We start from the raw sequence: 22,458 nt of genomic DNA on the forward strand, positions 1-22,458 counted from the left end.
CACGTAAACGTCAGTATTTTTCCCATGGCAATCTTGCGGGGGAGCAATGGGCAAAGATTGTAATTGGAGAAAAAACGCGTATCGATGTCGCCAACCGACAATCAGGCCGCTGCGTTAAAGCGCATTTTCTCGCAAACGTTTCGTAAGGAAGGACATCATGAAAGTTCTGGTCACCGTCAAGCGTGTCGTCGATTACAACGTGAAGATCCGGGTGAAGCCGGATGGCACGGGGGTCGAGCTTGCCAACGTCAAGATGTCGATGAATCCGTTCGACGAAATCTCGGTCGAGGAAGCGCTGCGGCTGAAGGAAGCCGGTAAGGTCGAGGAAGTGGTCGTCGTCTCCGTTGGTCCGGCCAAGGCCGAAGAAACGTTGCGCACCGCTCTTGCCATGGGCGCCGACCGGGCAATCCTGGTCGAGACCGACGATGCGGTCGAGCCTTTGGCCGTCGCCAAGATCATCAAGGGCGTGGCGGAAGCCGAACAGCCCGGCCTGATCATCGTCGGCAAACAGGCGATCGATGACGATAGCAACCAGACTGGCCAGATGCTGTCGGCGCTGCTCGGCTGGGCCCAGGGCACGTTTGCCTCGAAGATTGAGCTGGGCGATGGCAAGGCTGCGGTCACCCGCGAAGTCGATGGCGGCCTGCAGACCATCGAGATCAAGCTGCCAGCGGTGGTGACCACCGACCTGCGCCTGAACGAGCCGCGTTATGCCTCGCTGCCAAACATCATGAAGGCTAAGAAAAAACCGCTCGACAAGAAGAGCCCGGCCGATTTCGGCGTTGACACCGCACCGCGTCTGAAAGTTCTGAAGACCGAGGAGCCCTCGGGCCGCAAGGCTGGCATCAAGGTCAAGACGGTTGCCGAGTTGGTAGACAAGCTCAAGAACGAAGCCGGCGTCCTTTAAGACATCCAGAATAAGGAGACTAACATCATGGCCATTCTTCTTCTGGCTGACCACGACAATGCAACGCTTTCCGACCAGACCGCCAAGGCGCTGACGGCTGCTGCCAAGATTGGTGGCGACGTGCATGTGCTGGTGGCAGGCTCGGGTGCCAGGGCTGCAGCCGATGCAGCTGCCAAGCTCACCGGCGTTTCCAAGGTGCTGCTCGCAGACAGCAGCGATCTTGCCAACAATCTGGCCGAACCGCTGGCAGCCCTGATCGTGTCGCTGGCCGGTTCCTACGACACCATCATCTCGGCCGCCACCTCGACCGGCAAGAACGTTCTGCCGCGTGTTGCAGCGCTGCTGGATGTCGCCCAGATTTCGGAAATCACCGAAGTGGTTTCGGCCGATACGTTCAAGCGGCCGATCTATGCCGGCAACGCCATCCAGACGGTTCAGTCCGGTGAAGCCAAGAAGGTGATCACCGTGCGCACGGCCTCGTTTGCCTCGGCAGCCGAAGGCGGCTCGGCATCGGTCGAGACCATCTCGGCCGCCGCCAATCCGGGCCTTTCGACCTTCGTCAAGGACGCCCTGTCCTCGTCGGACCGTCCGGAACTGACGTCGGCCAAGATCATCATTTCCGGCGGCCGCGCACTCGGCTCCTCGGAAAAGTTCCAGGAGGTCATCCTGCCTGTCGCCGACAAGCTCGGTGCCGCCGTCGGCGCCTCGCGCGCTGCCGTGGACGCCGGTTACGCGCCGAACGACTGGCAGGTCGGCCAGACCGGCAAGGTCGTCGCCCCGCAGCTCTATATCGCTGTCGGCATCTCCGGCGCGATCCAGCATCTGGCCGGCATGAAGGACTCCAAAGTCATCGTCGCCATCAACAAGGACGAGGAAGCTCCGATCTTCCAGGTTGCAGACTATGGCCTCGTCGGTGATCTCTTCGAGATCCTTCCCGAGCTCGAAAAGGCACTTTAGGCCACTGAAAAACTGAAGGCCTACGTCATGGATGTACGCGCCGTCGTTGCCGTGCAGGCAGGCAAGCCACTCGAAATCATGACAGTTCAGCTCGACGGCCCGCGCGCCGGCGAAGTGTTGGTCGAGGTCAAGGCGACCGGCATCTGCCATGCCCACCAATTCACGTAGCCGCCGGGACCGGATGGGAGTAGAGTTAAAGCCTTAGGTCTGGAGAATTTCCATATGCGTATAGCGGACAACGGAATGCATCGTACCGTTCCAGCTAATCGCGCATCAATGAGATAGCGGTTCCGTTCTTCATTTCATTAAGTGGAATAGGCATTTCGAACTTTGGTCGGCGGCTGTCCAAATATTTGAGAAAATGCTCGCGAGAAATGCGATGCATTTTCAAAACCCACTTCGAGGGCGACTTCGATTAGGGAAGTCTTGGTCTTGATGAGTAGCTGCTTGGCACGTTCCATTCGCACCCGCCGGTAGATGAGGGCCGGGGAACCGTTAACTTCACTCATGAAGAGACGCTCGAGTTGTCGCCTGGAGAGGCCGACCGATGCAGCAAGGTCCTCGATTTGCAGCCTTCCCTCTATGTGCTGCTCCATCATAATCAGCACGGCCCTGATCCTGGGGTCCTTGCACTCGATAGAGAGTGGCTTCCGCGTCTGGATGGCAAGCGCAGTTCGGGCCTTTTCGATATGTAGAACTTCGAGCGCATTGCGCTCTGCTTCCTTGCTAATGTGACGCCGGACGATCAATGCCGCCATGTCGGCGGCGCTGCTGCCGCCCGCACAGGATCCTCTGGTCCGGTCGAGGTTGAAGATCCGGTCGGAGCGAACCTGATGGTCGGGAAAGCGTTCGCGAAACGTATTGTAGTGCAGCCAGCTGACGCAGGTCCGATGTTCTTTCATGAGGCCGGCTTCGGCAAGGATGAAGGAACCGGTGCAAACGCCTATCAGCCTGACATTCTTTGTCGAGGCCTTCTTCAGGAAGTCGATCGTTTCTCGGTCGACAGAGGGGGCGTTGTTAAGTAGACCGCCAACCACCACGACGTACTGAAATTGACTCGGATCGACGAAATCCGATGTCGGCGCGACTTTGACACCACAACTGGACGTTATCAAATGACGCGTGCTGCCAAGCACCTGCCAATCGGCCAGCACCCGGCCGGACCTGTCGAATTCGTCGCTTGCCAGCCGCAGCGTGTCGACGAAAAGAGCGAAGGCGGAGAGCGTGAAGGACTTGGCGAGCACAAAACCGATCTTCAGCCGATCGACAGGCATGCTTGATTCCGACGATTTCATCTCAACTCCACCGTTCGGCCGCCTTCATCTAATATAGAAAACCTGCGCTAAAGGATCCCGATCGTCAACGAAGATCGTATTGTGGCCGACAGTCCTGGTCCGGCCGGGGACACTCGGCGCGAAAGAGTCTGGCATCAGTTTGGGTTTAGATCCCTCACATCAGGTTTTTTTGGCATCGCTCATCCGAGTGGCATCGAATTTCTCCTTTAAGCGGATCCACGGCCTGAGCCCTTAGTAATTACTGGCCCAGTTCTCGGGCCGGTCGCTGCTCGTAGCGGCTGCGGCGACCGATATCTCCGAAACGGTTGTTCTGCGTTTCGCCTGAGAAGCGTTGGATGTTCATATCGCCGACGTGACTGGGTCACATTCTCTGGCTGTGATTGGGATTTACTCACCGTCCGACTTCAATATTAGCATGAGCTTTAATTCGGGAATCCAACTGACCAAGACAAGTCCTACAGACCTTCCTGCGGAAACGCGGAAGGGTTGATGTCAGTTTCGGATGTGGTCGCGATGGAACAAGTAATACGTGCTATTCATCTCAAACTAAGATGTCTGCGAGTGACCCAGCCCTCCCAGTCGTCGAGACGAATCTTTTGCCATCCGCTGATAGAGAAAGGCAGCAAAGAGATGTTGCATTGGTAGGAAGGCAGCTCAACTAAGAGGAGAGCGTGAACTGAGGGGGCTGCTCTCATGGCAAGTTTATCATAAGAGGCCACCCCTGACACACAATATCGTGCTGGCGAAACCGTCGAAATGAAGCGTCTGTTTGCCCAGCCGGAGGCACTATTTATTTCAACGGGACACCAATACGGCTGGCATTGTCCTGTGATAATCACGCCGCATTCGGCCGGTGAAATGCTCGTCACGACGGCCGAGTTGGCGTCCGGGTGCGTTCTCACGTTCAGTTTATCATCCGCACGGACATTGATGACACATACTTCACCTGTAGGAACTACGTTTTTGGCTGACGCGGAAAAACTCCCGAGGGAGAGTGCACAGCACAAAGCCCGGACGGCGATATTTTTGGCGACGAGCCTGACGGCGTCCTTAAGTGCTGCGGTGAAATTTTTCATAGGGTTCGCTAGCCCAGGCGCGTCACGTCTAGAACAATCTTCCGCTTCAGCTGGAATGCATTCAGCGCGCATGGCAACTCCGATGCTATCTTAGGAAGTTTGGCGGATGGAGAGGGGGCCACTGCAGGATGTGGTCCGACCCAGTGTCCTTATAGCCATTATCTCGGTTTCGGACGTGGGGCAGCCTGTTGCCACAGTCGCCAATCCCTTTGCGTTATTGATGGTCGTGGAAGCCGTCCTAGGACATACCTTTGAGGAATTCCAAACTGGCTTTTGATGCATAGGGTTACGGTTACCAACCTATAAACATTATAGTGCGAGATCTCGATAATAATCCATAATATATTCACCAACATGTTTGGCATATTTTTTATTTGCTGGTGTTAAATTGCCTCCATCAGACAAGGGAGACAAAAATGAATAATAAAATTAAAACTATACTCTATATTTCTGCTTTCATTTTTTCTGCGGCCTCCGCGCAGGCTGGCACCGCATTTTCCTCACCGGCATTCGTTAAACAGGCAACAGGTTCCGGGTTTTCCAGAATGGATACAACATCCATCATGAAGCCGTTGATGAACATTATCTCTGCGGTCCCACGCGTGGATACCTCTGGGCTCGCCAACAATCTTGCGTTCATCACTCAAAGCGGTGATTTCAATACCGCCAACATTGACCAACTCGGATCACGCAACGTTGGCCTCATTCAGCAAATTGGCTACGCGAACTCCGCATCGATTGCTCAGACGGGCAATAGTCACCAGGCATTTATCTTCCAGCAAGGGCGTAGCAATATGGCCGTTATCAGCCAGCGCTGACGGCCTGGCATGGGACAAAACCGATCCAGGGCAGCACCCTATCACGTGTGCTGCCCTAAATTCTTTTGGAGCCGATTAGTTTGGTGCGTTACCATTGTCCGGGAGTTCGTCCGGATCTGGGGTCGGTTGGTCGACATCGCCAAAATCGGGAAAATCGATGGAGAAGCCCGGACTTGAGCTTGCGCCCTCACCTTGCGCACTTGCCTGCGACAGCAGCCAATTACCGTTTAGCGGGTCGCCACCAAAGCTCGGGTTGGTTGCGCGATAGACTAGTTGCGAGGCCGAAGCACCACTTGCGGCCACAGTGCATAATAAAACAGTGATAACTAAATATTTCTGGAGGTTCATGAGCGTTTCCTTCTGAATGCTAGGAGATAATCACAGCAACCTTTGCAACTTGTCGGCGCGGTGTTTGTGATGCCGGCGCTGGGCAAAATGATAACTCGGTTTCTTAGTCGTGGTTTTATCTCGGCTTGTTGATCACGTACATCCTGCCTGGGACAACAACAACAACCTTATTGTCCAAGCCTCGCAACCCGGTGGGCATCATGTAACGGCCACTTTGTGTAGTCTGGTAGGCAAGGACTGTTGAATTTGTTGAATCGCGCACGTCCAGGGCGCCTGCAAGATTGTCGCCGTTCTGAACATAGGCAACTTCATTGTTGTTGCCAGAAACACCGACCAACTGAAAGTTATTATTGCCACGGCTGGCCTGTAACACAGAATTGTTCGCTCCGCCTTGCACCAGGAGAAGGGCAGAGCTGCTTCCGGTGATGGATTGTACGGCACGGTTATTTGCACCAGCTTGCTGGACGACGGCGAGGCTGCCCTGTCCCTGAATTTCCGAATTGACCTGGTTGTTCATGCCGATCTGAATGATCGACGTAGTAGAACCGTTTGCGCCCCCTAGGAATGGCTGAATGGGCTCCATCAATGATTGAACCGCGGTAGGCGAGCTCTCATAGTCCCTGACGAGGAGGTCTTCAGCCTTAGCCGATGGGGAAAAGGCAACGGTGGAGGTTATAACCAGCGCTACAATTTTTCGTATGATCTTACGTGTCGACCGTTTCATGGTGTTCCCTTACTCAATTTTTCGAAGTCATCTGCTCAGATGCCAGTTGGAAGTTCGGCTAGGTCGATCGCTTGGTTCATTTCGCAAATTTGTTTTCCAGCATTGTTCATTGCTCCCATTGCAATGGAAATGGCAGAGGGTTGGTTCAGCCATATGTTTGATATGGGATTGGCACCCGCCTTAAACACACTGGTCTGACGAGTCGTAATTGAGCCACGGCGTGAAACGCTGGTGACCTTCGACGTCACCACGCTGTCAAAGGATCCGGCGAGTTCCATGAAAGAAGTCAACCCCAACATTTCGCCGCCGCTAATACGAAACCCGCAAGCCGCTACGCAACCATCGCTGGTTTTCCCGTTTATTGTTCCGTCGGCCATAGCCATTGCACCGGTCGTCACAGGGACAGCCAGTATGATCGCTAAAATTGCGGGCAACGCGAAGCGATACGATGTCAAGACTTCCCCTTTCTTCGTTGCGGTGCGGTGCGGAGCGCCATCGCAGCGCTCCGCGCTTTTACAATTAATGCTGCGTGACAAAGGCAACGTTTGCCTTGCCGGCCTGGACGACTAACGAGTTTTGGCCGTTGCCGGACTGACTGACGAAAGCCTGGTTGCGTTCAGTGGCACCCCCCGTACCAAGCTGGTACACCACTGAATTTGAGCCACTTCCGACCTGCGAAATCCAGGCATTAGAATATGCACCTGCCTGGCTCACGGCCGAACTGTTTCCGCCCGCACCCGACTGGTCTACGAGCACAATAGAATGGTCGGCTGATTGCAAGATCAGCGACTGGTTCCCCGTCGTGTTGGACTGGTTGACCGCCGCGAGGTTGTCGGACCCGTTCTGGACTGTCAGCGACACGTTGCCGATGCTGGCGACCTGGGTCGTGGTCGCAACGTTCCGGTCACCACTTTGGATGGTGGCAGCCGCAGACAAAGCACTCACCTGGGACTGGGTCGTAACAGCAATGTTGCTGTCGCCATCCTGAAGCGTTACCGCCGCAACGCCGGCAACCAAAGACTGTGTTGTCACGGCGGTGTTCAAATCGCCGATCTGCACTGTGCCAGCGACCGCGCCCACGGATGCCATCTGGAATGTGGCTGCCGTGTTTTCACTCCCAAACTGGGCGATACCTGCCACAGAGCCTGCCACCGGAGCCGGAGCATTGATTGTGAAGATCGGGTTGCTTGACACTTCAAGCGAACCGCCTTGAACGTTTGTCGCAGTGTTGCGGCTGCCAGACTGAACGATGGCCGCGGCAGACAGGCTTGCAGACGCATCACCCTTGACGTCGACCGCAGTGCCGAAGGTGTCAAACACCGTTGCCTCGGCACCTTGTATGTTGCCAGCTTTGTTACCTTCACCCGTCTGAACGATCAGGGCTGCGACCTGCGAGCTGCCGTTCTGCTGGGTATTTGCAGCAACGTTGCCGTTGCCGATCTGCGCAATGCCAGCGACTGCATCCGTTACGTCGTTCTGGACGTTGCCGGCGAGGTTGCCGTTGCCGACCTGGAGGTTTGCGGCATCTGAACCGACCGTGCCATCCTGGGTGTTTGCCGCCGTGTTGCTGTCTCCGACCTGGATGTTGAGCACATTGGAGGCGGCATCCGCGGTCTGCGAGTTGCCCGCAGCGTTTTTCGCGCCAACCTGCACGTTCGCAGCATTCGAGCCGAGGGACGCCGACTGCTGAGTGACAGCAACGTTATCATCGCCGATCTGAAGATTGGCGGACGCTGAGTCAACGGCCAGTGTTTGGACATTGATGGCGCCATTGCGATCACCAATCTGTACCGAAGCCGCATCCGTGCCAGAAGTTGCGATCTGCTGGTTGCTGGCGACGTTGTTATCGCCGAACTGGCCGATGATGGCGTTGGATGCGACGGTTGCGGCGACGCTGCCAGCCGAAGGTAAAACCGCGGCGGTGCTTCCGACTTGTTGCCAGCCGCGCCAAGTCAGCTGCGAGGTCTTAGTTGCCTGCTTGGCTCCGGAGCCTGCAGTATATACGCCGACCTGCGAATTTGAAGCGGAATTGGTGTCGCCGACTTGAACGATTGCGGCCGAAGAATCCACGGCTGGCACCTTCGCAACTCCACCTAGCGTGCTCAGAGCGAGTGTCTCGACCTTTATCGTGGTCAGGTTTGAAGATACCGAGTATTCGGTTTTGCCGGTCAGGTTCAAGCCCGCGTAAGCAACCTCTGCCCCTTGGGTGTTGTTCGCAACGTTGCCCGTGCCAACCTGCAGAACTGCAGCATCGACGCCTGAGCTACCGGCCTGTTGAAGATTGACAGCACCGTTGCCTGCGCCGAACTGCGCAATCAGGCCAGTAGCGTCGGTCACTCCTATCTGGGTATTGAGTGCAACGTTGGTTGCGCCCCCTGTGTTACCCTGCACAATCGTTGCCGAGCTGCCTGTGACGCCAGTCTGTGCGTTGATACCAAGGTTGTCGGCCGCGCCTTGGCCATATTGGACGGTGAGGGCGTTAGAACCGATCACGTTTGTCTGGCTGTTATAAGCAACATTGCCCGACCCGCCCTGGATGATAGATGCAGAGGTCGGATCGACATCGACCTGGGTATTGACGCCGACATTGCCACTGCCGCCCTGAACGATCAACGCCGTAGCGTCAGAACCGCCGGTCTGAATGTTGTAGCCAGAGTTGCCGTTGCCAACTTGCAGAATCCCGGCCTGGTTCTTGCTACCGAGAGCCTGCGCTGACTGCGTGTTGCCGGCACGATTTGACTTACCGACCTGGACAATGGCGGCAACTGTGCCAGCTACGCCCGGGCTGCTGGTTGCACCTGTCTGCGCGTTGGCAGCAATGTTGTCGTCACCAAATTGGGCGATGGCGGCGGTATCGCCAAAACCATCACGCACGGTATTCAGTGCCACATTGCGATCACCGCCCTGCAGAATATTTGCTGTGTTTCCGGTTCCATCGCGGCTAACGTTTGTTGCGCCGTTGTCGTCTCCGAACTGAGCAATGAGGCCAACATGGTCCGTTCCGCCGACATAGGTGTTTGAACCAGCGTTCCGGTTTCCGCCTTGAACAATCCCAACGAAGCTATTGGTGCTGGAATCCTGCGCATTGACGGCCCCATTTGCCGAACCGAGCTGGACGACGCTGGCCTGATTTTCCTGACCGATGCCGTAGTGATCGATCAACGACTTTGAGTTGTAAGTGTCGACGACCTGCGTGTTGACGGCAACGTTTCCGCTCCCGGATTGCAGAATGGCCGCATCGGACATGCGCTGCGAAATTTGACGGTTACTCGCAACGTTCTGCGATCCTGACTGCAGGATACCGGCGAATGCGCCGCCGCGCGCATCGGCTACATCGTTTGTGCCAAAGCGCTGCTCATTGAAGGCGAAATTGCCCACCAATGCCGGATCTGTGTTGACCTGGACGATACCTGCATCATTGCCTTCGCCATCCTGGATTGTACGAGCAACGTTAGCATATCCTCCTTGGAATATGGTCCCACGATTAGCGCCCGTCTGCAAGAACGTGTCAATCACGTTACCGCTGCCGAACTGGGCAAGACCGGCAATGTTCGTGCCGTTTTGTGCGAAAACACCACCGATGTAGTTGTCCGAGCCGAGCTGCATCACTCCGAGTACGTTTGCACCCTGCTGCGCGTCGGCGGGAGCGCCATTGGCGATGGGAAGAAAGATGTTGTTCGTGCCGTGCTGATAGATGAAGCCGCTGTTGGCGCCACCTTCTGCACCAAGGGCACCAGATTGAGAAAGATAGGCGAAGTTGCTGTTGTTCATCTGGCTAATGAACGCATAATTTGCCGTTGTGATTTCCTGTGCGCCGGCGCCGGCGGTCAGGGTCATCATCGCAACCCCCGCGAGCAACACGGTTCGTTTCGCTGAAAAACTCATGGAATGTTCCTCTAATCGATGAGCGTCCTTGCAAGGCGCTTCCGGATAATTAATAAACTTAACAAGCAATTAATATCATCCAATATTGCGCGGGAGCAATACACCTGACGAGAAACGTGAACAATTAGTTAATGTAAAATCAGAACCACCCAAAAATGGTGCGCTTTCGCAATGTATTAAAACAGGATCGTTTAATCCTAATTCTTGGCGACATGGACTGTTATGAAAAATATAAAAAAAATAAGCAACGGCCACCCGAATATACACAGGCGGCCGCAGATTGATTTCTATTGGAAGTATTAATTTTCGTCGCAATTGATTTATGTAGAAGGCAAAGCCTTGTCGCCGTAATTGCTCTCAAAGCTTTCGATGAAGGCCGGCTCTTTCGAACGATCCTTTAGGTGCCATAGGCCTTGCCGGACACCATCTACGGTAAGCGAATAAACTGCGAGCTCGATACCTTCCCGTACTGCAAGCGAGCCCGGGTCGTTTCGTGACTGGCCCAGTTCTATTTCGAGCAACTCTCCAGCCGTTGCAAATTTATACGCGCCACCCCGCACTTGCACTGAGTAAATTTGTTTTGTTGTGGTGGTAGAGGCGAGAACTTCTCCGGTTTGCACGCTTACTGCCCGGAGATTGATTGTAACAATGTCTGAGCGATATTGGATATCGCCGCCTATACCCAAGTACTTTGCGCCAGCGCCCCCGGTCAACTCGTTTGAGTCATACCCAACAATTCCACCTTCCAAAAGAAGGCCTGCAAACCGCACAGGCGGCAATCCGCTCGCCTGACCGTAGGATCGCTGGGTATTCTCGATCAATGTACGTTCTTGTACAAGGTTTTTCAGGCCGGTTCGCTCAACGACACGAAACCATTTTCCTCCGCCTGTTTTCTTCAACACGTCCACGAGGATCGCGGAGCCGCCCTGCGTCACAGCGCGGCTATACTCGGCGAAGCTTTCATTGGGCTTTGCTTGACCCGTAAGGTCTGGGAAGTCGTAGACCGCGACATCGACCGGAACGTCAGGCGTGGCCAATGTAACAACCTTGGGGCTGGTCTTTGTTGGCGACGTAAGAGTTGCAGCAGGAGTGTCAAGCTGTTGTCCTGTCTGACAGCCGGATAGGATTGCTGTTGCGGACAACAGCAATGACGCCAATAGAATCTTCATAATTCCCCCAAAATACGCAATAATACAGTAGGCATTATCAGAATTTAACGTCCTAAAAAGGGATATGATCCAAATATCAGTATCCAAATTTTACAATGCTAAACTGTCTTGACGTTATCTTTACGGACAAAAAACGTAACTGTCACGTTGGCGGCACGAATTTCTTTTTATTTCGTTAACGTGATAGAATTGACAAATAAATCGAAATTGGCGCGTAGCATCCTGGTCGTTTTGCAGTAAGCGCCATTTTTGGGTCAATCACGTCGAACACGCTATTTCGGGCATAAACGGGGACACTGCTGCTATATCGTCTCAAATAATACGATTTACTTTGCGAGTCCTTTTCCCACTGTTGGCCAGGCAACATCATCAACGTCGAGCTTCACGAGGGCGGATGAGCCGGCGCCGACTGTTGGGAGTTGGCTCAATTTTGACTCGAGCCGGGTACGCGCTAATTCCTGTTGGGAGGCGGCGGCTCGGCCTGCGCGCGTGTTGGTTTTCTTTACGGGACGGCGAAGTTCGGGGGACGCCTGTGGAACGTAAGCTCCGCCCTTCGAGGCTGTCCTCGCCTGATCAACGTAGGCTTGTGCCATTGTTTGATGAGGATGGAGCGTTGCTAGGAAGAGCGAGAATACCAAGAGAGCTAGGGTCGGGTGTTTAGATTTCATCTGATGGCGCTCGGAAATGTTAAATATGGAAGACGGCTTATGATAAAAGTTGCTCAGGGACAATCGGTTTTATTAATATGTTATTTTGATGCCTGTTTGACTCTTTTTAAATTCCGTGGAAAACGACTTCAAAAGCTGTATTGAGGAATTTTTTAATGTTGAGAAAATCACGTTTGCGACGAATTCTGACGTCTGGCACGCTGTTCTTTGTTGTTGTCGTTCCGACTAGTTATGCTCAAGACACCGCACCACTTTTTTCTACACCGGCCGGACGTTCTACGACGGGAGCTCCCATACTGATAAACCCCGAAAACCAGGGTAATGGTGCGGTGCAGCGTTTCCTGAACGATCGAGCGCAATCCCAGCGGCCTAGTGACCCGGTCGCTTCCAATCGTCAAAAGCGGGAGAACGCATCTCAACCTCAGGACGTTGTCAATAACAGCTCAAAGACGTTCGACGACTGGGAATTACAATGTATTGATCATCCCAAGGGTGATCGACGTTGCCAAATCGTGGGTAATGTTCTTTCCGCTGACAAAAAACAGGCTGTCTTAGTAATGAGCCTAGCGCCATCCGCAGATGCCGCAACGATATTGATCCAAATGGCAGTGCCGTTGGGGGTCGCTGTTCAACAAGGGGTTAAGATCGAGATCGATAAATCCTATAGCGGATCTATGCCCATTAGCAGATGTACGTCCCAAGGTTGTCTGGTCGAAGGTGCGGTCCCGACCGAGATGATAGCGGCGATGATAGCTAAGCCTAAAGCTTCGATCGAAGTTACAACGCCGGATGGCAAAAGCGTTCCTATCTCCCTGTCTCTGAAAGGTTTTGGCGGTGCCTATGAGGCTGTCACTGATCGTGGGAAGAGCAGCCCGTAAATCACCCTTGTGTTGGACAACCGTTGCGGCGTCCCTTGGGGTGGTCGCGTGAGTGATGGCGGGAACTTCCTCCATTGGAGATGGAGATCCGGACTCTCCTGGCCCATCCATAAGGTCTCCGGTACTGTGGCAGGGCTTGCATAATCCGAATGCGTGCGCCGTCGTTTAACACAGTTGGATCGCGAAGTTCTCCGTAGCGTTTGCTGCCCAAGTGCTTGGCAATGACGCGGTCGCTCACTCCCGCGACGCTGTACCGTGGGCAGCATGCCCACACGGACAAAGTTGGTGCGCTTCAATGATTGGAAAATCCGCAAGATAGGCGCGTGACCTTGTAGCCTGGAAAAAAGGCCAGCAATCTAGGCAGGATTGGCTGGCCGTGAGGCCGATGCGAGTTGGGACTCTGCACCGTGTCGAGCGGTGGGGACGCTTCAACGCTTAAACAATCAGAACGCAAGTGTTTTGTTCCAACTGGTCCCAGGTGTTTGTCGTTGCTAACGGACGCAAATCGAAATCCATCAATAACCGTTCAAATGCGTTCAAATGGCACTGCGGCTTCCTAAGTGTGCCGCTTGAGGACCTGAAGAATTAGGGAGCCCGCGCCGCCCTTATGGCAAAAACATCGCTGCTCTGCCTCAAAGAGAGCACGGCACCGATTAACTTGGTATTGCTGTTGGGTCGGCTTCTCGTCAAAGGCCCAAAACGGCTTCGATGGCGCTGGCGGCAGCCTTCACGACAAGGTCTGCCTCTTCCCGGGTCAGGCAGAGGGGCGGGGCAAAGCCGAGGATGTCGCCCTGCGGCATGGCACGACCGATGACACCGCGCTCCAGCAGTGCTGCCGAGATTTGAGGGCCGATCTTGCGCGATGGATCGAAAAATTTCCGGTCATCCCTGTCTTCGACGAACTCGATCGCCGCCATCAGGCCGTCGCCGCGCACCTCGCCGACATTCCTGTGGCAGGATACGGCCTTCGCCAATTCGGCGCAGAAATAGGCGCCGGTGGAGCCGGCATTTTCGACAAGGCCGAGTTCATCCACCAGTTCCAGATTGGCAATGCCGGCCGCAGCGCAGATCGGGTGGGCGGAATAGGTCCAGCCATGACCGATCGCGCCCATCCTGTCGGAGCCTTCTACCAGCACCTGCCACATTTTGTCCGAGACAATCGAACCGGAGAGCGGCGCATAGGCGGACGTCAGCCCCTTGGCGATGGTGATTAGATCCGGCTTGATGCCATAGTGATCGGAGCCGAACATCGAGCCGAGCCGGCCGAAACCGGTGACGACTTCATCGGCGATCAGCAGGATGTCGTATTTTTCAAGCACGGCCTGGATCTTCTGCCAGTAGCCGGTCGGCGGTGGCACAATGCCGCCGGTGCCAAGGATCGGTTCGCCGATGAAGGCGGCAACCGTCTCCGGGCCCTCGACCAGGATCATCTCTTCCAGCGTGTCGGCGCAGTGTTGCGAAAACTGCTCTTCGTTCATCGACCGGTCGGCACGGCGGAAATAATAGGGGGCTTTCGTATGCAGGATCGGCGCGCGCGGCAGGTCGAACAGATTGTGGAACAGGTCGAGACCGGTGAGGCTCCCAGTCATGACGCCGGAACCGTGATATCCCCGCCAGCGTGAAATGATCTTCTTCTTTTCCGGACGACCGAGGATGTTATTGTAGTACCAGATCAGCTTGATATTGGTCTCGTTGGCATCCGATCCGGAAAGTCCGAAATAGACGCGGCTCATATGCGGCGGCGCCCGGTCGATGATCATCTTCGACAGAGTGATTGAGGCTTCCGTGCCGTGGCCGACATAGGCGTGATAATAGGCAAGGTTCTTTGCCTGTTCCGCGATAGCATCGGAAATCTTCTGGCGGCCATAGCCGACATTGACACAATAAAGGCCGGCAAATGCATCGAGACTGGTGCGGCCGTTGGTATCAGTGATGTAGACACCTTCGCCGCCGGCAATGATCCTCGTCGAAGCCTCACCGCGCGCGTGCATGCCCATATGGGTTGACGGATGGAAGAAGTGGTCGCGGTCCCAGGCGGTCATTTCGTTGCTGTGGTCGGACATATGCGGATTTTCCTTAAATCTGTTTTAGAAAGAGGGCGCGCGTTCAGGCGGCGGTGTCGATGCAAAGATATTTGAGCTCGGTGAAGGCCTCGATCCCGTGGCGCGAACCTTCGCGGCCGATACCAGATTGTTTCCAGCCGCCGAAGGGAATGGGGCCGCCGGTGACTTTCACCCGGTTGATGGCGACCATGCCATATTCGAGTGCGCGGCCGAGCCGCATCTGACGTGCACCATTTTCAGTGACGACATAGGCGACGAGGCCATACTCGGTGTCGTTGGCACGGTCGATCACCTCGGCTTCTGTGTCGAATGCCGTTACGGCCGCCACTGGACCAAACGTTTCCTCGCGCATGATCAGGGCATCTTCGGGAACATTGACGAGAAGCGTCGGCATGTAGAACAGCGGTCCGGCCTCATGGCGTTTGCCGCCAGTCAGGCAGCGTGCGCCACGCTTGATCGCGTCCGCCACATGCTCTTCAACCTTTTCCACCGCGCGGTCATGCATCAGTGGACCAATTTCCGTACCGTGTTCGAGGCCGTTGCCGATTTGCAGGGCTTCGATGCGCACCCTGAAGGCAGCGTTGAACGCATCGAGGATCGGGCGTTGCACGAAGATACGATTGGCGGCGAGACAATCCTGCCCCGACGTTGCAAACTTGGCGTTGACGGCGATATCGACCGCTTTGGCGATATCCGCATCGTCAAAGACGATCAGCGGTGCGTGGCCGCCGAGCTCCATCACCAGCCGTTTCAGCGTCGGTGCGCATTGCCTAGCGATAAGCCTGCCGATTTCTGTGGAGCCGGTAAAGCTGAGGGCGCGGATACGGCTGTCTTCGCACAAGCGGCCGACGATGGTGGCAGCATCGCCGGTAACGACGTTGAAGACGCCGGCGGGAATGCCTGCCCGTTCGCCAAGCTCTGCCAGTGCCAACGCCGACAGAGGGGTCTGCGAGGACGGGTGGGCGACGACCGTGCAGGCTGCAGCCAGCGCTGCAGCTGCCTTGCGAGTAATCATGGCGGAAGGGAAATTCCAGGGGGTGACAATGCCAGCGACACCCAGCGCCTCACGGCGAACGATCATCTCGGCGCCGGGCAGATGGCTGGTGACGTTCTCGGCGTTCACCCGTTTGCCTTCCTCGGCATACCATTCGATGAACGAGGCGGCGTAGTCGATTTCGCCTCTTGATTCTGCCAGCGGCTTTCCCTGTTCCAGGGTCATGATCAACGCCAGATCATCCCTGGCAGCGAGGATCAGTTCATACCAGCGGCGAAGGATTTTGGCGCGCTCCTGCGGCAACAGCGAGCGCCATTTCGGAAAGGCGCGCGCGGCAGCATCGATGGCCGCCGTCGTCTCGTCGGCGTTCAGTTCGGAGACCCAGGCAAGTGGTACCGACGTGGCGGGGTCGCGGACTTCAAACGTGCGGTTCGCAGTATTGGCAACCCAGTGTCCGCCGACATAGGCGAGCGACTTCAAGAGATGCTTGTCGGTCATCTGCGCGAGAGCGTCGTGACAGGCGGGTCGTGCGAAAACAGCATTCATCTGCGGCTCCTCGTGCTTCGATTGACGCTCAGTCTGACAGCTTCGAGGCGAGAGATGGTCTCTTGGGCGGGACGCCTGAAGAGGATCTGTCCAAATGAAGGGCTTGCCGTAGAGGAAATGTCTAGCCGTCCGCGGCCTCACCTTGCGACAGGAGGACCGGGAGCGGAAGGACGGTCTCCTCCTTGACTGTCTTGGTCACGATATAGGTGAAATAGCGGGCAATCCCGATTTCGCGGTCCAGCAGATCATCGACCAGCCGCTGATAGGCATCGATGTCCGGGGCCATGATTTTCAGGATATAATCAACGCCGCCGCCGACTGACCAGCAGGCCACAATTTCGGGAATGGCGGTCACCGCGCGCTCGAAGCGATCGAAATCCATCTGGCGGTGATTGCCGAGCGTAACTTCCATCATCACGCTGGCAACCGGCGCCACGCGGCGCACCGCGACGCGGGCGTGGTAGCCTGAGACAATCCCTGCCTTTTCGAGCTTGCGCAGCCGCATCCAGCACGGTGTCGCCGATAGGCCGACTTCTTCTGCCAGCGCCACTTTGGTGATGCGGCCATCCCGTTGGACTGCTTCCAGAATGCGCAGGTCGATGGCGTCAAGTTTCATTCGGACGGGTATCCCGGTGTGAAAATCTTGGGCGATGTTATGAAATCGAGAGGGTGAATGCAAATTTTGGATTGTCAATTGACCTGAATTTTAGCACTGTAAAATCATGACAAATTGGCGCCCCGATCCACAGCAGCTTCGCCGTCCGGCTTATCTCTCACTCGCCGAGCAAATTGCCAATGCGATTCACGATGGCAAGCTGATCAATGGCGAACGATTGCCGACGCATAGAAGGCTCGCGGAAGATCTGAAGTTGTCGATCCAGACGGTCAGTCGCGCCTATGACGAGTTGATCCGTCGCGGCATGATTGCCGGCGAGATCGGACGTGGCAGTTTCGTGCAGACCCAGCCAAAAGAGCCGGAGCCGCCTTATCTGCCGGAGCGGTTGGGCGAAGTCATCGACCTGTCGATCCTGAAGCCGGTTTGCGAGCAAATCCATCTCGAGCGAATGCGCGAGGCCTTCGGCTGGCTGGCAGAGAACCTGCCATCTAGTTCGGCCTTGTCGTTTCGGCCGAACATGGTGTTTCCGCGCCATCGGGCAGTAGCGGCCGAGTGGCTGGCGCAATGCGGATTGGAGGTTTCTCCGCTCAACGTCAATCTGACCAATGGTGCCACCTCGGGCATGACAGTGGCGTTAATGAGCGTCGCACCTCCAGGGTCAACCGTGGCCACCGAGGCGATCAGCCACCACACGCTGGTCCCACTCTCGAGCTATCTGGGCATTCATCTGGAAGGCCTGGCCATCGACGAAGACGGAATGATCCCGGAGGCCTTGGACGAAGCCTGCCGGAAAGGGCCGATCCGGGCCGTTTTCCTTCAGCCCTCGGTGGTAAATCCCACCGCAACGTTGATGAGCGCTGAACGGCGTCAAGCGCTGGCGGCCGTGGCGGCCAGGCATGATATTGCGATCATCGAAAACGATATCCTCGGTCCATTGGTCGAAAATAGGCCGCCGCCGCTGCAGACCTTTGCGCCTGAGCGCACGCTCTATGTCACGAGCTTCACCAAGATCACCGTGCCGGGCTTGCGCATCGGCTATCTCGTCGCGCCCGACCGTTACGTCGCGGCGGTTGCCAACCGGCATCTCGTTTCCAACTGGATGGCGACGCCGGCGATTGCCGAGATCGCAACGCGCTGGGTCAGCAACGGTACCGCGATGGAACTGGTCAACTGGCAGCGCCGCGCGCTGGCGCGACGTCACGAGATTGCGACGGAAGCCTTGGGCGCTCTCGTCTACCATTCCCATCCACAAAGCCTGCATATCTGGCTGCCGCTGACCTGCCAGCACACGGAAGAAGGGTTCGTGGCGCAGGCGCGGTTGCGCGGCGTGGCGATCGCGCCGGGCATATCGTTCCAAACGGCTGATCATGGCCGCGCGCCTGCGGTGCGCATCTCGCTTGGTTCGACATCTGAGGCGGAGTTGCGCACAGGGCTCGGCATTGTCGCATCGCTGGCGCACGGAAATCCGGAAGCGTTGCTGCTTGCGATTTGATAGTTTCGTCCATGAAATGGGCAGGGAAAGAATAATTGTCATGAGATTATTTTGGCAATTGACATGATTTGATACGCTCGTCATCGTTAGGCATCGCTCGTCTCAGCAGGAAGAGATCTGCATGCCTTCGCCCATTATCCGCATCGACAATATATTAAAGACCTACGGGCCACTGACGGTGCTCGACGGTCTGTCGATGGATGTCATGCCGGGGGAGAAGCTGGCGCTGATCGGCCCCTCCGGATCGGGCAAGACGACTATCCTGCGTATCCTCATGACGTTGGAAAAGATCAATGGCGGCCATATCGAGGTCGATGGGGATCAACTCTACCACATGCAGAAGGCGGGCAGCTTGGCAGCTGCCGATGAAAAGCATCTCCAAAAGATGCGCACGAAGATCGGCATGGTCTTCCAGCACTTCAATCTGTTCCCGCATAAATGTGTGCTCGACAATATCACGCTGGCACCGATGCTGACCAAGGGCGAGACAAAAGCCGTTGCCGAAGCACGGGCGATGGAGCTTCTCGATATGGTCGGCATGGCGGAGAAGGCAAAACACATGCCTGCGCAACTGTCCGGCGGACAGAAGCAGCGCGTCGCCATCGCCCGTGCCTTGGCACTTTCGCCGAAGATCATGCTGTTCGATGAGGTGACCTCTGCGCTCGATCCGGAACTGGTCGAGGAAGTCCTGAACGTCATGCGCAAACTTGCTGCCGAGACCGACATGACAATGCTGCTTGTTACCCACGAAATGGGCTTTGCTCATGACTTTGCCGATCGTGTGTTGTTCTTCGACAAGGGAAGGATCGTCGAGGAGGGCAAGCCGGACGACATATTCCGAAATCCCAGGCAGGAGCGCACGCAGAACTTCCTGCGCAAGATAATCGCGGCGGGGCACCGCGTCTGATCGTTGCGGCGATCGGTCAATGCCCCCGATAAAAATAGAAAAAATCCAGAGGAGTTGGAACGATGAGATTGAAGCATTTCATGACGATGGCAGCCGGCGCCACGGCGTTGATGACTGTTCTTGCTACAGCCCCGGCGAACGCCGACGATGCCAAGCTGGAAGCGTTGAAGGCGCAAGGCTTTGCCCGCATCGCCATCGCCAACGAGCCGCCGTTCACGGCTGTTGGCGCCGACGGCAAGGTTTCCGGTGCGGCCCCCGACGTCGCCCGCGAAGTCTTCAAGCGGCTTGGCGTGCCGGATGTGGTAGCGTCGATCTCGGAATATGGCGCGATGATCCCGGGCCTGCAGGCCGGCCGGCACGATGCCGTCACCGCCGGTCTGTTCATGAAGCCGGAGCGTTGTGCAGCCGTCGCGTATTCCGAGCCGGTTCTGTGTGATGCAGAAGCAATGCTCGTCAAGAAAGGCAACCCGAAGGGCTTCAAGAGTTATGCCGATGTAGCCAACGATCAGTCCGCCACCATCGGCGCGCCGGGCGGCGGCACGGAAGAAAAGCTGGCGCTGGAAGCCGGTGTGCCGCGCGACCGCGTTATCGTCGTGCCGGATGGTCAGAGCGGTCTGAAGATGCTGCAGGATGGCCGCATAGACGCCTACTCGCTACCGGTGCTGTCAATCAACGATCTCGTCAAGAAGGCCAATGACCCCAACCTGGAGGTTATCGCTCCGGTTCAAGGTGCGCCGGTTTATTGTGATGGCGCAGCTTTCAAGAAGGGCGACGAGGCTCTGCGCGATGCCTTTGACGTCGAATTGGCAAAACTCAAGGAATCCGGCGAGTTCGCCAAGATTATCGAGCCTTATGGTTTCTCGGCCGCAGCGGCGATGTCGACGACGCGTGAAAAGCTTTGTGCTGCTGCCAACTGACGGCCAACCGGAGAGGGGGTGCGCTGCCTCTCCTTTTCCACCCGGGCCCGGCAGGACCTGGCTTTGAAACGGCAGGGACAGAGAAAGCAAGATGATAGATTGGTCCGGCTATATAGGGCTGATACTGCAAGGTGCGCTGGTGACCGTCGAGCTGACGGTCATGGGGTCAGCATTGGCGCTGGTCATGGCGTTTACTGCCGGCCTTGGCCGCATGTCGCGCTTTGCCGCCGTGCGCGCACTTGCCACGGTCTACATCGAGTTCTTTCGTGGCACCTCGATCTTCGTCCAGTTGTTCTGGGCCTATTTCGTCCTGCCGTTTGCCGGGATCACACTGACGCCGATGCAGGCGGGCGTTCTGGCGTTGGGCCTGAATGTCGGCGCTTATGGAGCAGAGGTGGTGCGGGGGGCCGTCCGGGCTATCGGCCGGGAGCAGCTCGAGGCGTGCGTCGCCCTCAATCTCGGCCGCTATCACCGGATGCGGCACGTGATCTTGCCGCAGGCATTGCCGCTGATGCTGCCGACCTTTGGCAACAATGCCATCGAATTGTTGAAAGGCACGGCCGTGGTCTCGCTGATCTCGCTGACCGACATGACCTTCCAGGCGCAAGTGGTGCGCGCGCAGACAGGCAGCACGCTGATCCCGTTTGCGACAATTCTCGTTCTCTATTTCGCCATGGCCATGGCTGTTTCTGCCGGTGTGCGGTGGCTGGAGCGCCGCGCTTCGCGCGGTCTTGATGGAATGAGGGTCTGATCATGGAATGGGATTGGGCATTCGTCTGGCAGATCATGCCGACCCTTCTCGAAGGGTTGAAGATCACCGTCCTTGCGACTGTGCTTGGGGCGATCGTTGCCGCGGTCGTGGGTCTGGTCCTGGCAATCGCAAGACGCTCGCCGAGCCCGGCAATTGCCCGTCCGGTCGGACTTCTGGCCGATTTCATTCGCGGTACGCCGCTTCTGGTGCAGCTCTATTTCATTTTCTACGTGCTGCCGGATATCGGCATTCGCTTGGCGCCGCTGGTCGCCGGTGTCATCGGCCTTGGAATCCATTACGGGACCTATGCCGCCGAGGTTTATCGGGCCGGCATAGACAATGTGCCGCGCGGCCAGTGGGAGGCAGCGCGTGCCACCAATCTCAGCATCCGGCAGACCTGGATGCATGTCGTGCTGCCGCAGGCAATTCCACCGATGATCCCGGCGCTCGCCAACTATTTCATTGCCATGTTCAAGGAGACGCCGCTGCTCTCAGCGATCACCGTGCTGGAACTGATGAACCAGGCAAAGAGCGTCGCCAATAGCAGCTATCGTTATATCGAGCCGATCACCATGGTCGGCGTGTTCTTCCTGGTCATCAGCCTGATCTCGGTGGTTGCGCTGCGTTTCCTGGAAGAACGTTATGCCCGGGTGGATGAACGATGATGACAGACAATATCCGGTTTGAAATGGCAAGCCGTACGCCCCGCCTCGAAGATCGCCCGCTGGCAAAGCGCATCGGCCTGATCATTTTGGCGACGGACCACACGACCGAGGTCGACTTCCAGCGCATTGTGGCCAGTGAGCGCATCGGCGTCTACGTCACCCGCATCCCCTATGCCAATCCGGTGACGCCGGAAAACCTGCTGAAGATGCAGCCGTCACTAACCGCAGGTGCCGCGTTGATCCTGCCGGACGAGCCGCTCGACGTGGTCATGTATTCCTGCACCTCGGCGTCCGTCGTCATCGGGGATGCGCAGATCGAGGCTGCGGTTCAGGCAGCAAAACCCGGCGTTCCGGTTGTCACACCCACGGATGCGGCTGTCCGTGCCCTGAAGGCTGTGGGTGCCAAGCGAATTTCGATACTGACGCCCTATACCGTCGAAACCAGCCGCCCGATGGCCGCTTATTTCGCCAATCTCGGTTTCGAGATCGACCGCTTCACGTGTCTTGGCCTGACTGATGATCGGGAAATGGCGCGCATTTCACATGTCGAGATCGCCGCCTTCGCCGAAGAAGCCATGGCGCCGGAATCCGATGCATTGTTCATTTCCTGCACCGCCGTTCGCGCCGCAGAGGTCGTTCCCCGTATCGAAAGGGTGCTTGGAAAACCGGTGGTGAGCAGCAATCTCGCGACCGCCTGGGCGTGCATCAGGATCTGCGGTGATGCTGTTTCGCGACCGGATCTCGGCATTCTCATGACCAAGCCCTATCCGGAGCGGTGACAG

Annotated in this window: 20 protein-coding genes and 2 pseudogenes; 11 read left to right on the forward strand and 11 right to left on the reverse strand. The window is 56.6% G+C overall.

Features of this window, described 5'->3' with window-relative positions; all coding sequences use genetic code 11:
- Nucleotides 1–157 precede the first annotated feature (157 nt).
- The 3 genes and pseudogenes from ACSQ3J_RS27315 to ACSQ3J_RS27325 all read left to right on the forward strand — a co-directional run.
- Nucleotides 158–907: an electron transfer flavoprotein subunit beta/FixA family protein gene (locus tag ACSQ3J_RS27315; RefSeq protein WP_436040730.1), complete on the forward strand. Its 750-nt coding sequence runs from the start codon at nucleotides 158–160 to the stop codon at nucleotides 905–907.
- A 27-nt stretch (nucleotides 908–934) separates the two neighbouring features.
- Nucleotides 935–1,864, forward strand: a complete 930-nt coding sequence (locus ACSQ3J_RS27320) for an electron transfer flavoprotein subunit alpha/FixB family protein (RefSeq protein WP_436040731.1) — start codon at nucleotides 935–937, stop codon at nucleotides 1,862–1,864.
- Between the two features lie 27 nt (nucleotides 1,865–1,891).
- Nucleotides 1,892–2,029, forward strand: a pseudogene (locus ACSQ3J_RS27325) (S-(hydroxymethyl)glutathione dehydrogenase); the annotation flags it as partial.
- 140 nt (nucleotides 2,030–2,169) lie between these two features.
- On the opposite strand, the gene ACSQ3J_RS27330 reads toward ACSQ3J_RS27325, so the two are convergent.
- The 3 genes and pseudogenes from ACSQ3J_RS27330 to ACSQ3J_RS27340 form a co-directional block, all read right to left on the reverse strand.
- On the reverse strand, nucleotides 2,170–3,159 hold the full coding sequence (locus ACSQ3J_RS27330) for a GlxA family transcriptional regulator (protein WP_060504902.1): 990 nt from the start codon (nucleotides 3,157–3,159) through the stop codon (nucleotides 2,170–2,172).
- A 24-nt stretch (nucleotides 3,160–3,183) separates the two neighbouring features.
- Nucleotides 3,184–3,276: pseudogene (locus tag ACSQ3J_RS27335) on the reverse strand (4-hydroxyproline epimerase); the annotation flags it as partial.
- 419 nt (nucleotides 3,277–3,695) lie between these two features.
- Entirely contained in the window at nucleotides 3,696–4,307 is a 612-nt protein-coding gene (locus ACSQ3J_RS27340) for an SH3 domain-containing protein (protein ID WP_436040732.1), read from the reverse strand.
- A gap of 344 nt (nucleotides 4,308–4,651) precedes the next feature.
- On the opposite strand from ACSQ3J_RS27340, the gene ACSQ3J_RS27345 reads away from it, so the two are divergent.
- A complete protein-coding gene (locus ACSQ3J_RS27345; protein WP_082512184.1) occupies nucleotides 4,652–5,053 on the forward strand; it encodes a hypothetical protein in 402 nt (133 codons plus the stop codon).
- A 75-nt stretch (nucleotides 5,054–5,128) separates the two neighbouring features.
- Here the strand turns inward: ACSQ3J_RS27345 and ACSQ3J_RS27350 are convergent, their stop codons facing one another.
- From ACSQ3J_RS27350 to ACSQ3J_RS27370, 5 genes are all read right to left on the reverse strand, one after another.
- On the reverse strand, nucleotides 5,129–5,401 hold the full coding sequence (locus ACSQ3J_RS27350; RefSeq protein ID WP_060504904.1) for a curli assembly protein CsgF: 273 nt from the start codon (nucleotides 5,399–5,401) through the stop codon (nucleotides 5,129–5,131).
- A gap of 115 nt (nucleotides 5,402–5,516) precedes the next feature.
- Nucleotides 5,517–6,125, reverse strand: coding sequence for a hypothetical protein (locus ACSQ3J_RS27355; protein WP_436040733.1), 609 nt, complete (start codon nucleotides 6,123–6,125; stop codon nucleotides 5,517–5,519).
- A 35-nt stretch (nucleotides 6,126–6,160) separates the two neighbouring features.
- A complete protein-coding gene (locus tag ACSQ3J_RS27360; protein WP_060504906.1) occupies nucleotides 6,161–6,580 on the reverse strand; it encodes a hypothetical protein in 420 nt (139 codons plus the stop codon).
- A 64-nt stretch (nucleotides 6,581–6,644) separates the two neighbouring features.
- Nucleotides 6,645–10,010 carry a beta strand repeat-containing protein gene (locus ACSQ3J_RS27365; RefSeq protein WP_436040734.1) on the reverse strand — a complete coding sequence of 1,122 codons (3,366 nt, stop codon included), beginning with the start codon at nucleotides 10,008–10,010 and terminating at the stop codon, nucleotides 6,645–6,647.
- A 320-nt stretch (nucleotides 10,011–10,330) separates the two neighbouring features.
- Complete coding sequence (locus ACSQ3J_RS27370) at nucleotides 10,331–11,179, reverse strand: CsgG/HfaB family protein (RefSeq protein ID WP_060504908.1); 849 nt, start codon at nucleotides 11,177–11,179, stop codon at nucleotides 10,331–10,333.
- 823 nt (nucleotides 11,180–12,002) lie between these two features.
- Here ACSQ3J_RS27370 and ACSQ3J_RS27375 point away from each other — a divergent pair.
- On the forward strand, nucleotides 12,003–12,725 hold the full coding sequence (locus ACSQ3J_RS27375) for an invasion associated locus B family protein (RefSeq protein ID WP_436040735.1): 723 nt from the start codon (nucleotides 12,003–12,005) through the stop codon (nucleotides 12,723–12,725).
- Nucleotides 12,726–13,411: 686 nt separating this feature from the next.
- Here ACSQ3J_RS27375 and ACSQ3J_RS27380 read toward each other — a convergent pair.
- The 3 genes from ACSQ3J_RS27380 to ACSQ3J_RS27390 all read right to left on the reverse strand — a co-directional run bounded on the left by ACSQ3J_RS27380 (nucleotide 13,412) and on the right by ACSQ3J_RS27390 (nucleotide 16,944).
- Nucleotides 13,412–14,788 carry an aspartate aminotransferase family protein gene (locus ACSQ3J_RS27380; RefSeq protein WP_436040736.1) on the reverse strand — a complete coding sequence of 459 codons (1,377 nt, stop codon included), beginning with the start codon at nucleotides 14,786–14,788 and terminating at the stop codon, nucleotides 13,412–13,414.
- Between the two features lie 43 nt (nucleotides 14,789–14,831).
- Nucleotides 14,832–16,328, reverse strand: a complete 1,497-nt coding sequence (locus ACSQ3J_RS27385) for an NAD-dependent succinate-semialdehyde dehydrogenase (protein ID WP_436040737.1) — start codon at nucleotides 16,326–16,328, stop codon at nucleotides 14,832–14,834.
- A gap of 121 nt (nucleotides 16,329–16,449) precedes the next feature.
- Nucleotides 16,450–16,944 carry an Lrp/AsnC family transcriptional regulator gene (locus tag ACSQ3J_RS27390; RefSeq protein WP_060504914.1) on the reverse strand — a complete coding sequence of 165 codons (495 nt, stop codon included), beginning with the start codon at nucleotides 16,942–16,944 and terminating at the stop codon, nucleotides 16,450–16,452.
- A gap of 106 nt (nucleotides 16,945–17,050) precedes the next feature.
- Between ACSQ3J_RS27390 and ACSQ3J_RS27395 the strand changes: the two genes are divergently transcribed.
- From ACSQ3J_RS27395 to eutA, 6 genes are all read left to right on the forward strand, one after another.
- Nucleotides 17,051–18,436 carry a PLP-dependent aminotransferase family protein gene (locus ACSQ3J_RS27395; protein WP_060504915.1) on the forward strand — a complete coding sequence of 462 codons (1,386 nt, stop codon included), beginning with the start codon at nucleotides 17,051–17,053 and terminating at the stop codon, nucleotides 18,434–18,436.
- 121 nt (nucleotides 18,437–18,557) lie between these two features.
- Entirely contained in the window at nucleotides 18,558–19,343 is a 786-nt protein-coding gene (gene ehuA, locus ACSQ3J_RS27400) for an ectoine/hydroxyectoine ABC transporter ATP-binding protein EhuA (RefSeq protein ID WP_060504916.1), read from the forward strand.
- 62 nt (nucleotides 19,344–19,405) lie between these two features.
- A complete protein-coding gene (gene ehuB, locus ACSQ3J_RS27405) occupies nucleotides 19,406–20,260 on the forward strand; it encodes an ectoine/hydroxyectoine ABC transporter substrate-binding protein EhuB (RefSeq protein WP_060504917.1) in 855 nt (284 codons plus the stop codon).
- A 91-nt stretch (nucleotides 20,261–20,351) separates the two neighbouring features.
- Nucleotides 20,352–21,011 (forward strand): ectoine/hydroxyectoine ABC transporter permease subunit EhuC, encoded by a 660-nt coding sequence (gene ehuC / locus ACSQ3J_RS27410; RefSeq protein WP_060504918.1) that lies wholly within the window; start codon nucleotides 20,352–20,354, stop codon nucleotides 21,009–21,011.
- Nucleotides 21,012–21,013: 2 nt separating this feature from the next.
- Nucleotides 21,014–21,676 carry an ectoine/hydroxyectoine ABC transporter permease subunit EhuD gene (ehuD, locus tag ACSQ3J_RS27415; protein ID WP_436040738.1) on the forward strand — a complete coding sequence of 221 codons (663 nt, stop codon included), beginning with the start codon at nucleotides 21,014–21,016 and terminating at the stop codon, nucleotides 21,674–21,676.
- On the forward strand, nucleotides 21,676–22,455 hold the full coding sequence (eutA, locus tag ACSQ3J_RS27420; protein ID WP_060504936.1) for an ectoine utilization protein EutA: 780 nt from the start codon (nucleotides 21,676–21,678) through the stop codon (nucleotides 22,453–22,455). The genes ehuD and eutA overlap by 1 nt, the downstream gene beginning before the upstream one ends.
- The last annotated feature ends 3 nt before the right edge of the window (nucleotides 22,456–22,458 follow it).

The sequence above is a fragment of the Rhizobium sp. LjRoot98 genome (genome assembly GCF_964252935.1).
Classification (GTDB): Bacteria; Pseudomonadota; Alphaproteobacteria; order Rhizobiales; family Rhizobiaceae; genus Pararhizobium.

What these genes read in the sequence shown, in the direction of transcription:
- ACSQ3J_RS27315 (WP_436040730.1), top strand. Translation starts at nt 158, where the DNA reads ATGAAAGTTCTGGTCACCGTCAAGCGTGTCGTCGATTACAACGTGAAG.
- ACSQ3J_RS27320 (WP_436040731.1), top strand. Translation starts at nt 935, where the DNA reads ATGGCCATTCTTCTTCTGGCTGACCACGACAATGCAACGCTTTCCGAC.
- ACSQ3J_RS27330 (WP_060504902.1), bottom strand. Translation starts at nt 3,159, where the DNA reads ATGAAATCGTCGGAATCAAGCATGCCTGTCGATCGGCTGAAGATCGGT.
- ACSQ3J_RS27340 (WP_436040732.1), bottom strand. Translation starts at nt 4,307, where the DNA reads ATGCGCGCTGAATGCATTCCAGCTGAAGCGGAAGATTGTTCTAGACGT.
- ACSQ3J_RS27345 (WP_082512184.1), top strand. Translation starts at nt 4,652, where the DNA reads ATGAATAATAAAATTAAAACTATACTCTATATTTCTGCTTTCATTTTT.
- ACSQ3J_RS27350 (WP_060504904.1), bottom strand. Translation starts at nt 5,401, where the DNA reads ATGAACCTCCAGAAATATTTAGTTATCACTGTTTTATTATGCACTGTG.
- ACSQ3J_RS27355 (WP_436040733.1), bottom strand. Translation starts at nt 6,125, where the DNA reads ATGAAACGGTCGACACGTAAGATCATACGAAAAATTGTAGCGCTGGTT.
- ACSQ3J_RS27365 (WP_436040734.1), bottom strand. Translation starts at nt 10,010, where the DNA reads ATGAGTTTTTCAGCGAAACGAACCGTGTTGCTCGCGGGGGTTGCGATG.
- ACSQ3J_RS27370 (WP_060504908.1), bottom strand. Translation starts at nt 11,179, where the DNA reads ATGAAGATTCTATTGGCGTCATTGCTGTTGTCCGCAACAGCAATCCTA.
- ACSQ3J_RS27375 (WP_436040735.1), top strand. Translation starts at nt 12,003, where the DNA reads ATGTTGAGAAAATCACGTTTGCGACGAATTCTGACGTCTGGCACGCTG.
- ACSQ3J_RS27380 (WP_436040736.1), bottom strand. Translation starts at nt 14,788, where the DNA reads ATGTCCGACCACAGCAACGAAATGACCGCCTGGGACCGCGACCACTTC.
- ACSQ3J_RS27385 (WP_436040737.1), bottom strand. Translation starts at nt 16,328, where the DNA reads ATGAATGCTGTTTTCGCACGACCCGCCTGTCACGACGCTCTCGCGCAG.
- ACSQ3J_RS27390 (WP_060504914.1), bottom strand. Translation starts at nt 16,944, where the DNA reads ATGAAACTTGACGCCATCGACCTGCGCATTCTGGAAGCAGTCCAACGG.
- ACSQ3J_RS27395 (WP_060504915.1), top strand. Translation starts at nt 17,051, where the DNA reads ATGACAAATTGGCGCCCCGATCCACAGCAGCTTCGCCGTCCGGCTTAT.
- ehuA (WP_060504916.1), top strand. Translation starts at nt 18,558, where the DNA reads ATGCCTTCGCCCATTATCCGCATCGACAATATATTAAAGACCTACGGG.
- ehuB (WP_060504917.1), top strand. Translation starts at nt 19,406, where the DNA reads ATGAGATTGAAGCATTTCATGACGATGGCAGCCGGCGCCACGGCGTTG.
- ehuC (WP_060504918.1), top strand. Translation starts at nt 20,352, where the DNA reads ATGATAGATTGGTCCGGCTATATAGGGCTGATACTGCAAGGTGCGCTG.
- ehuD (WP_436040738.1), top strand. Translation starts at nt 21,014, where the DNA reads ATGGAATGGGATTGGGCATTCGTCTGGCAGATCATGCCGACCCTTCTC.
- eutA (WP_060504936.1), top strand. Translation starts at nt 21,676, where the DNA reads ATGACAGACAATATCCGGTTTGAAATGGCAAGCCGTACGCCCCGCCTC.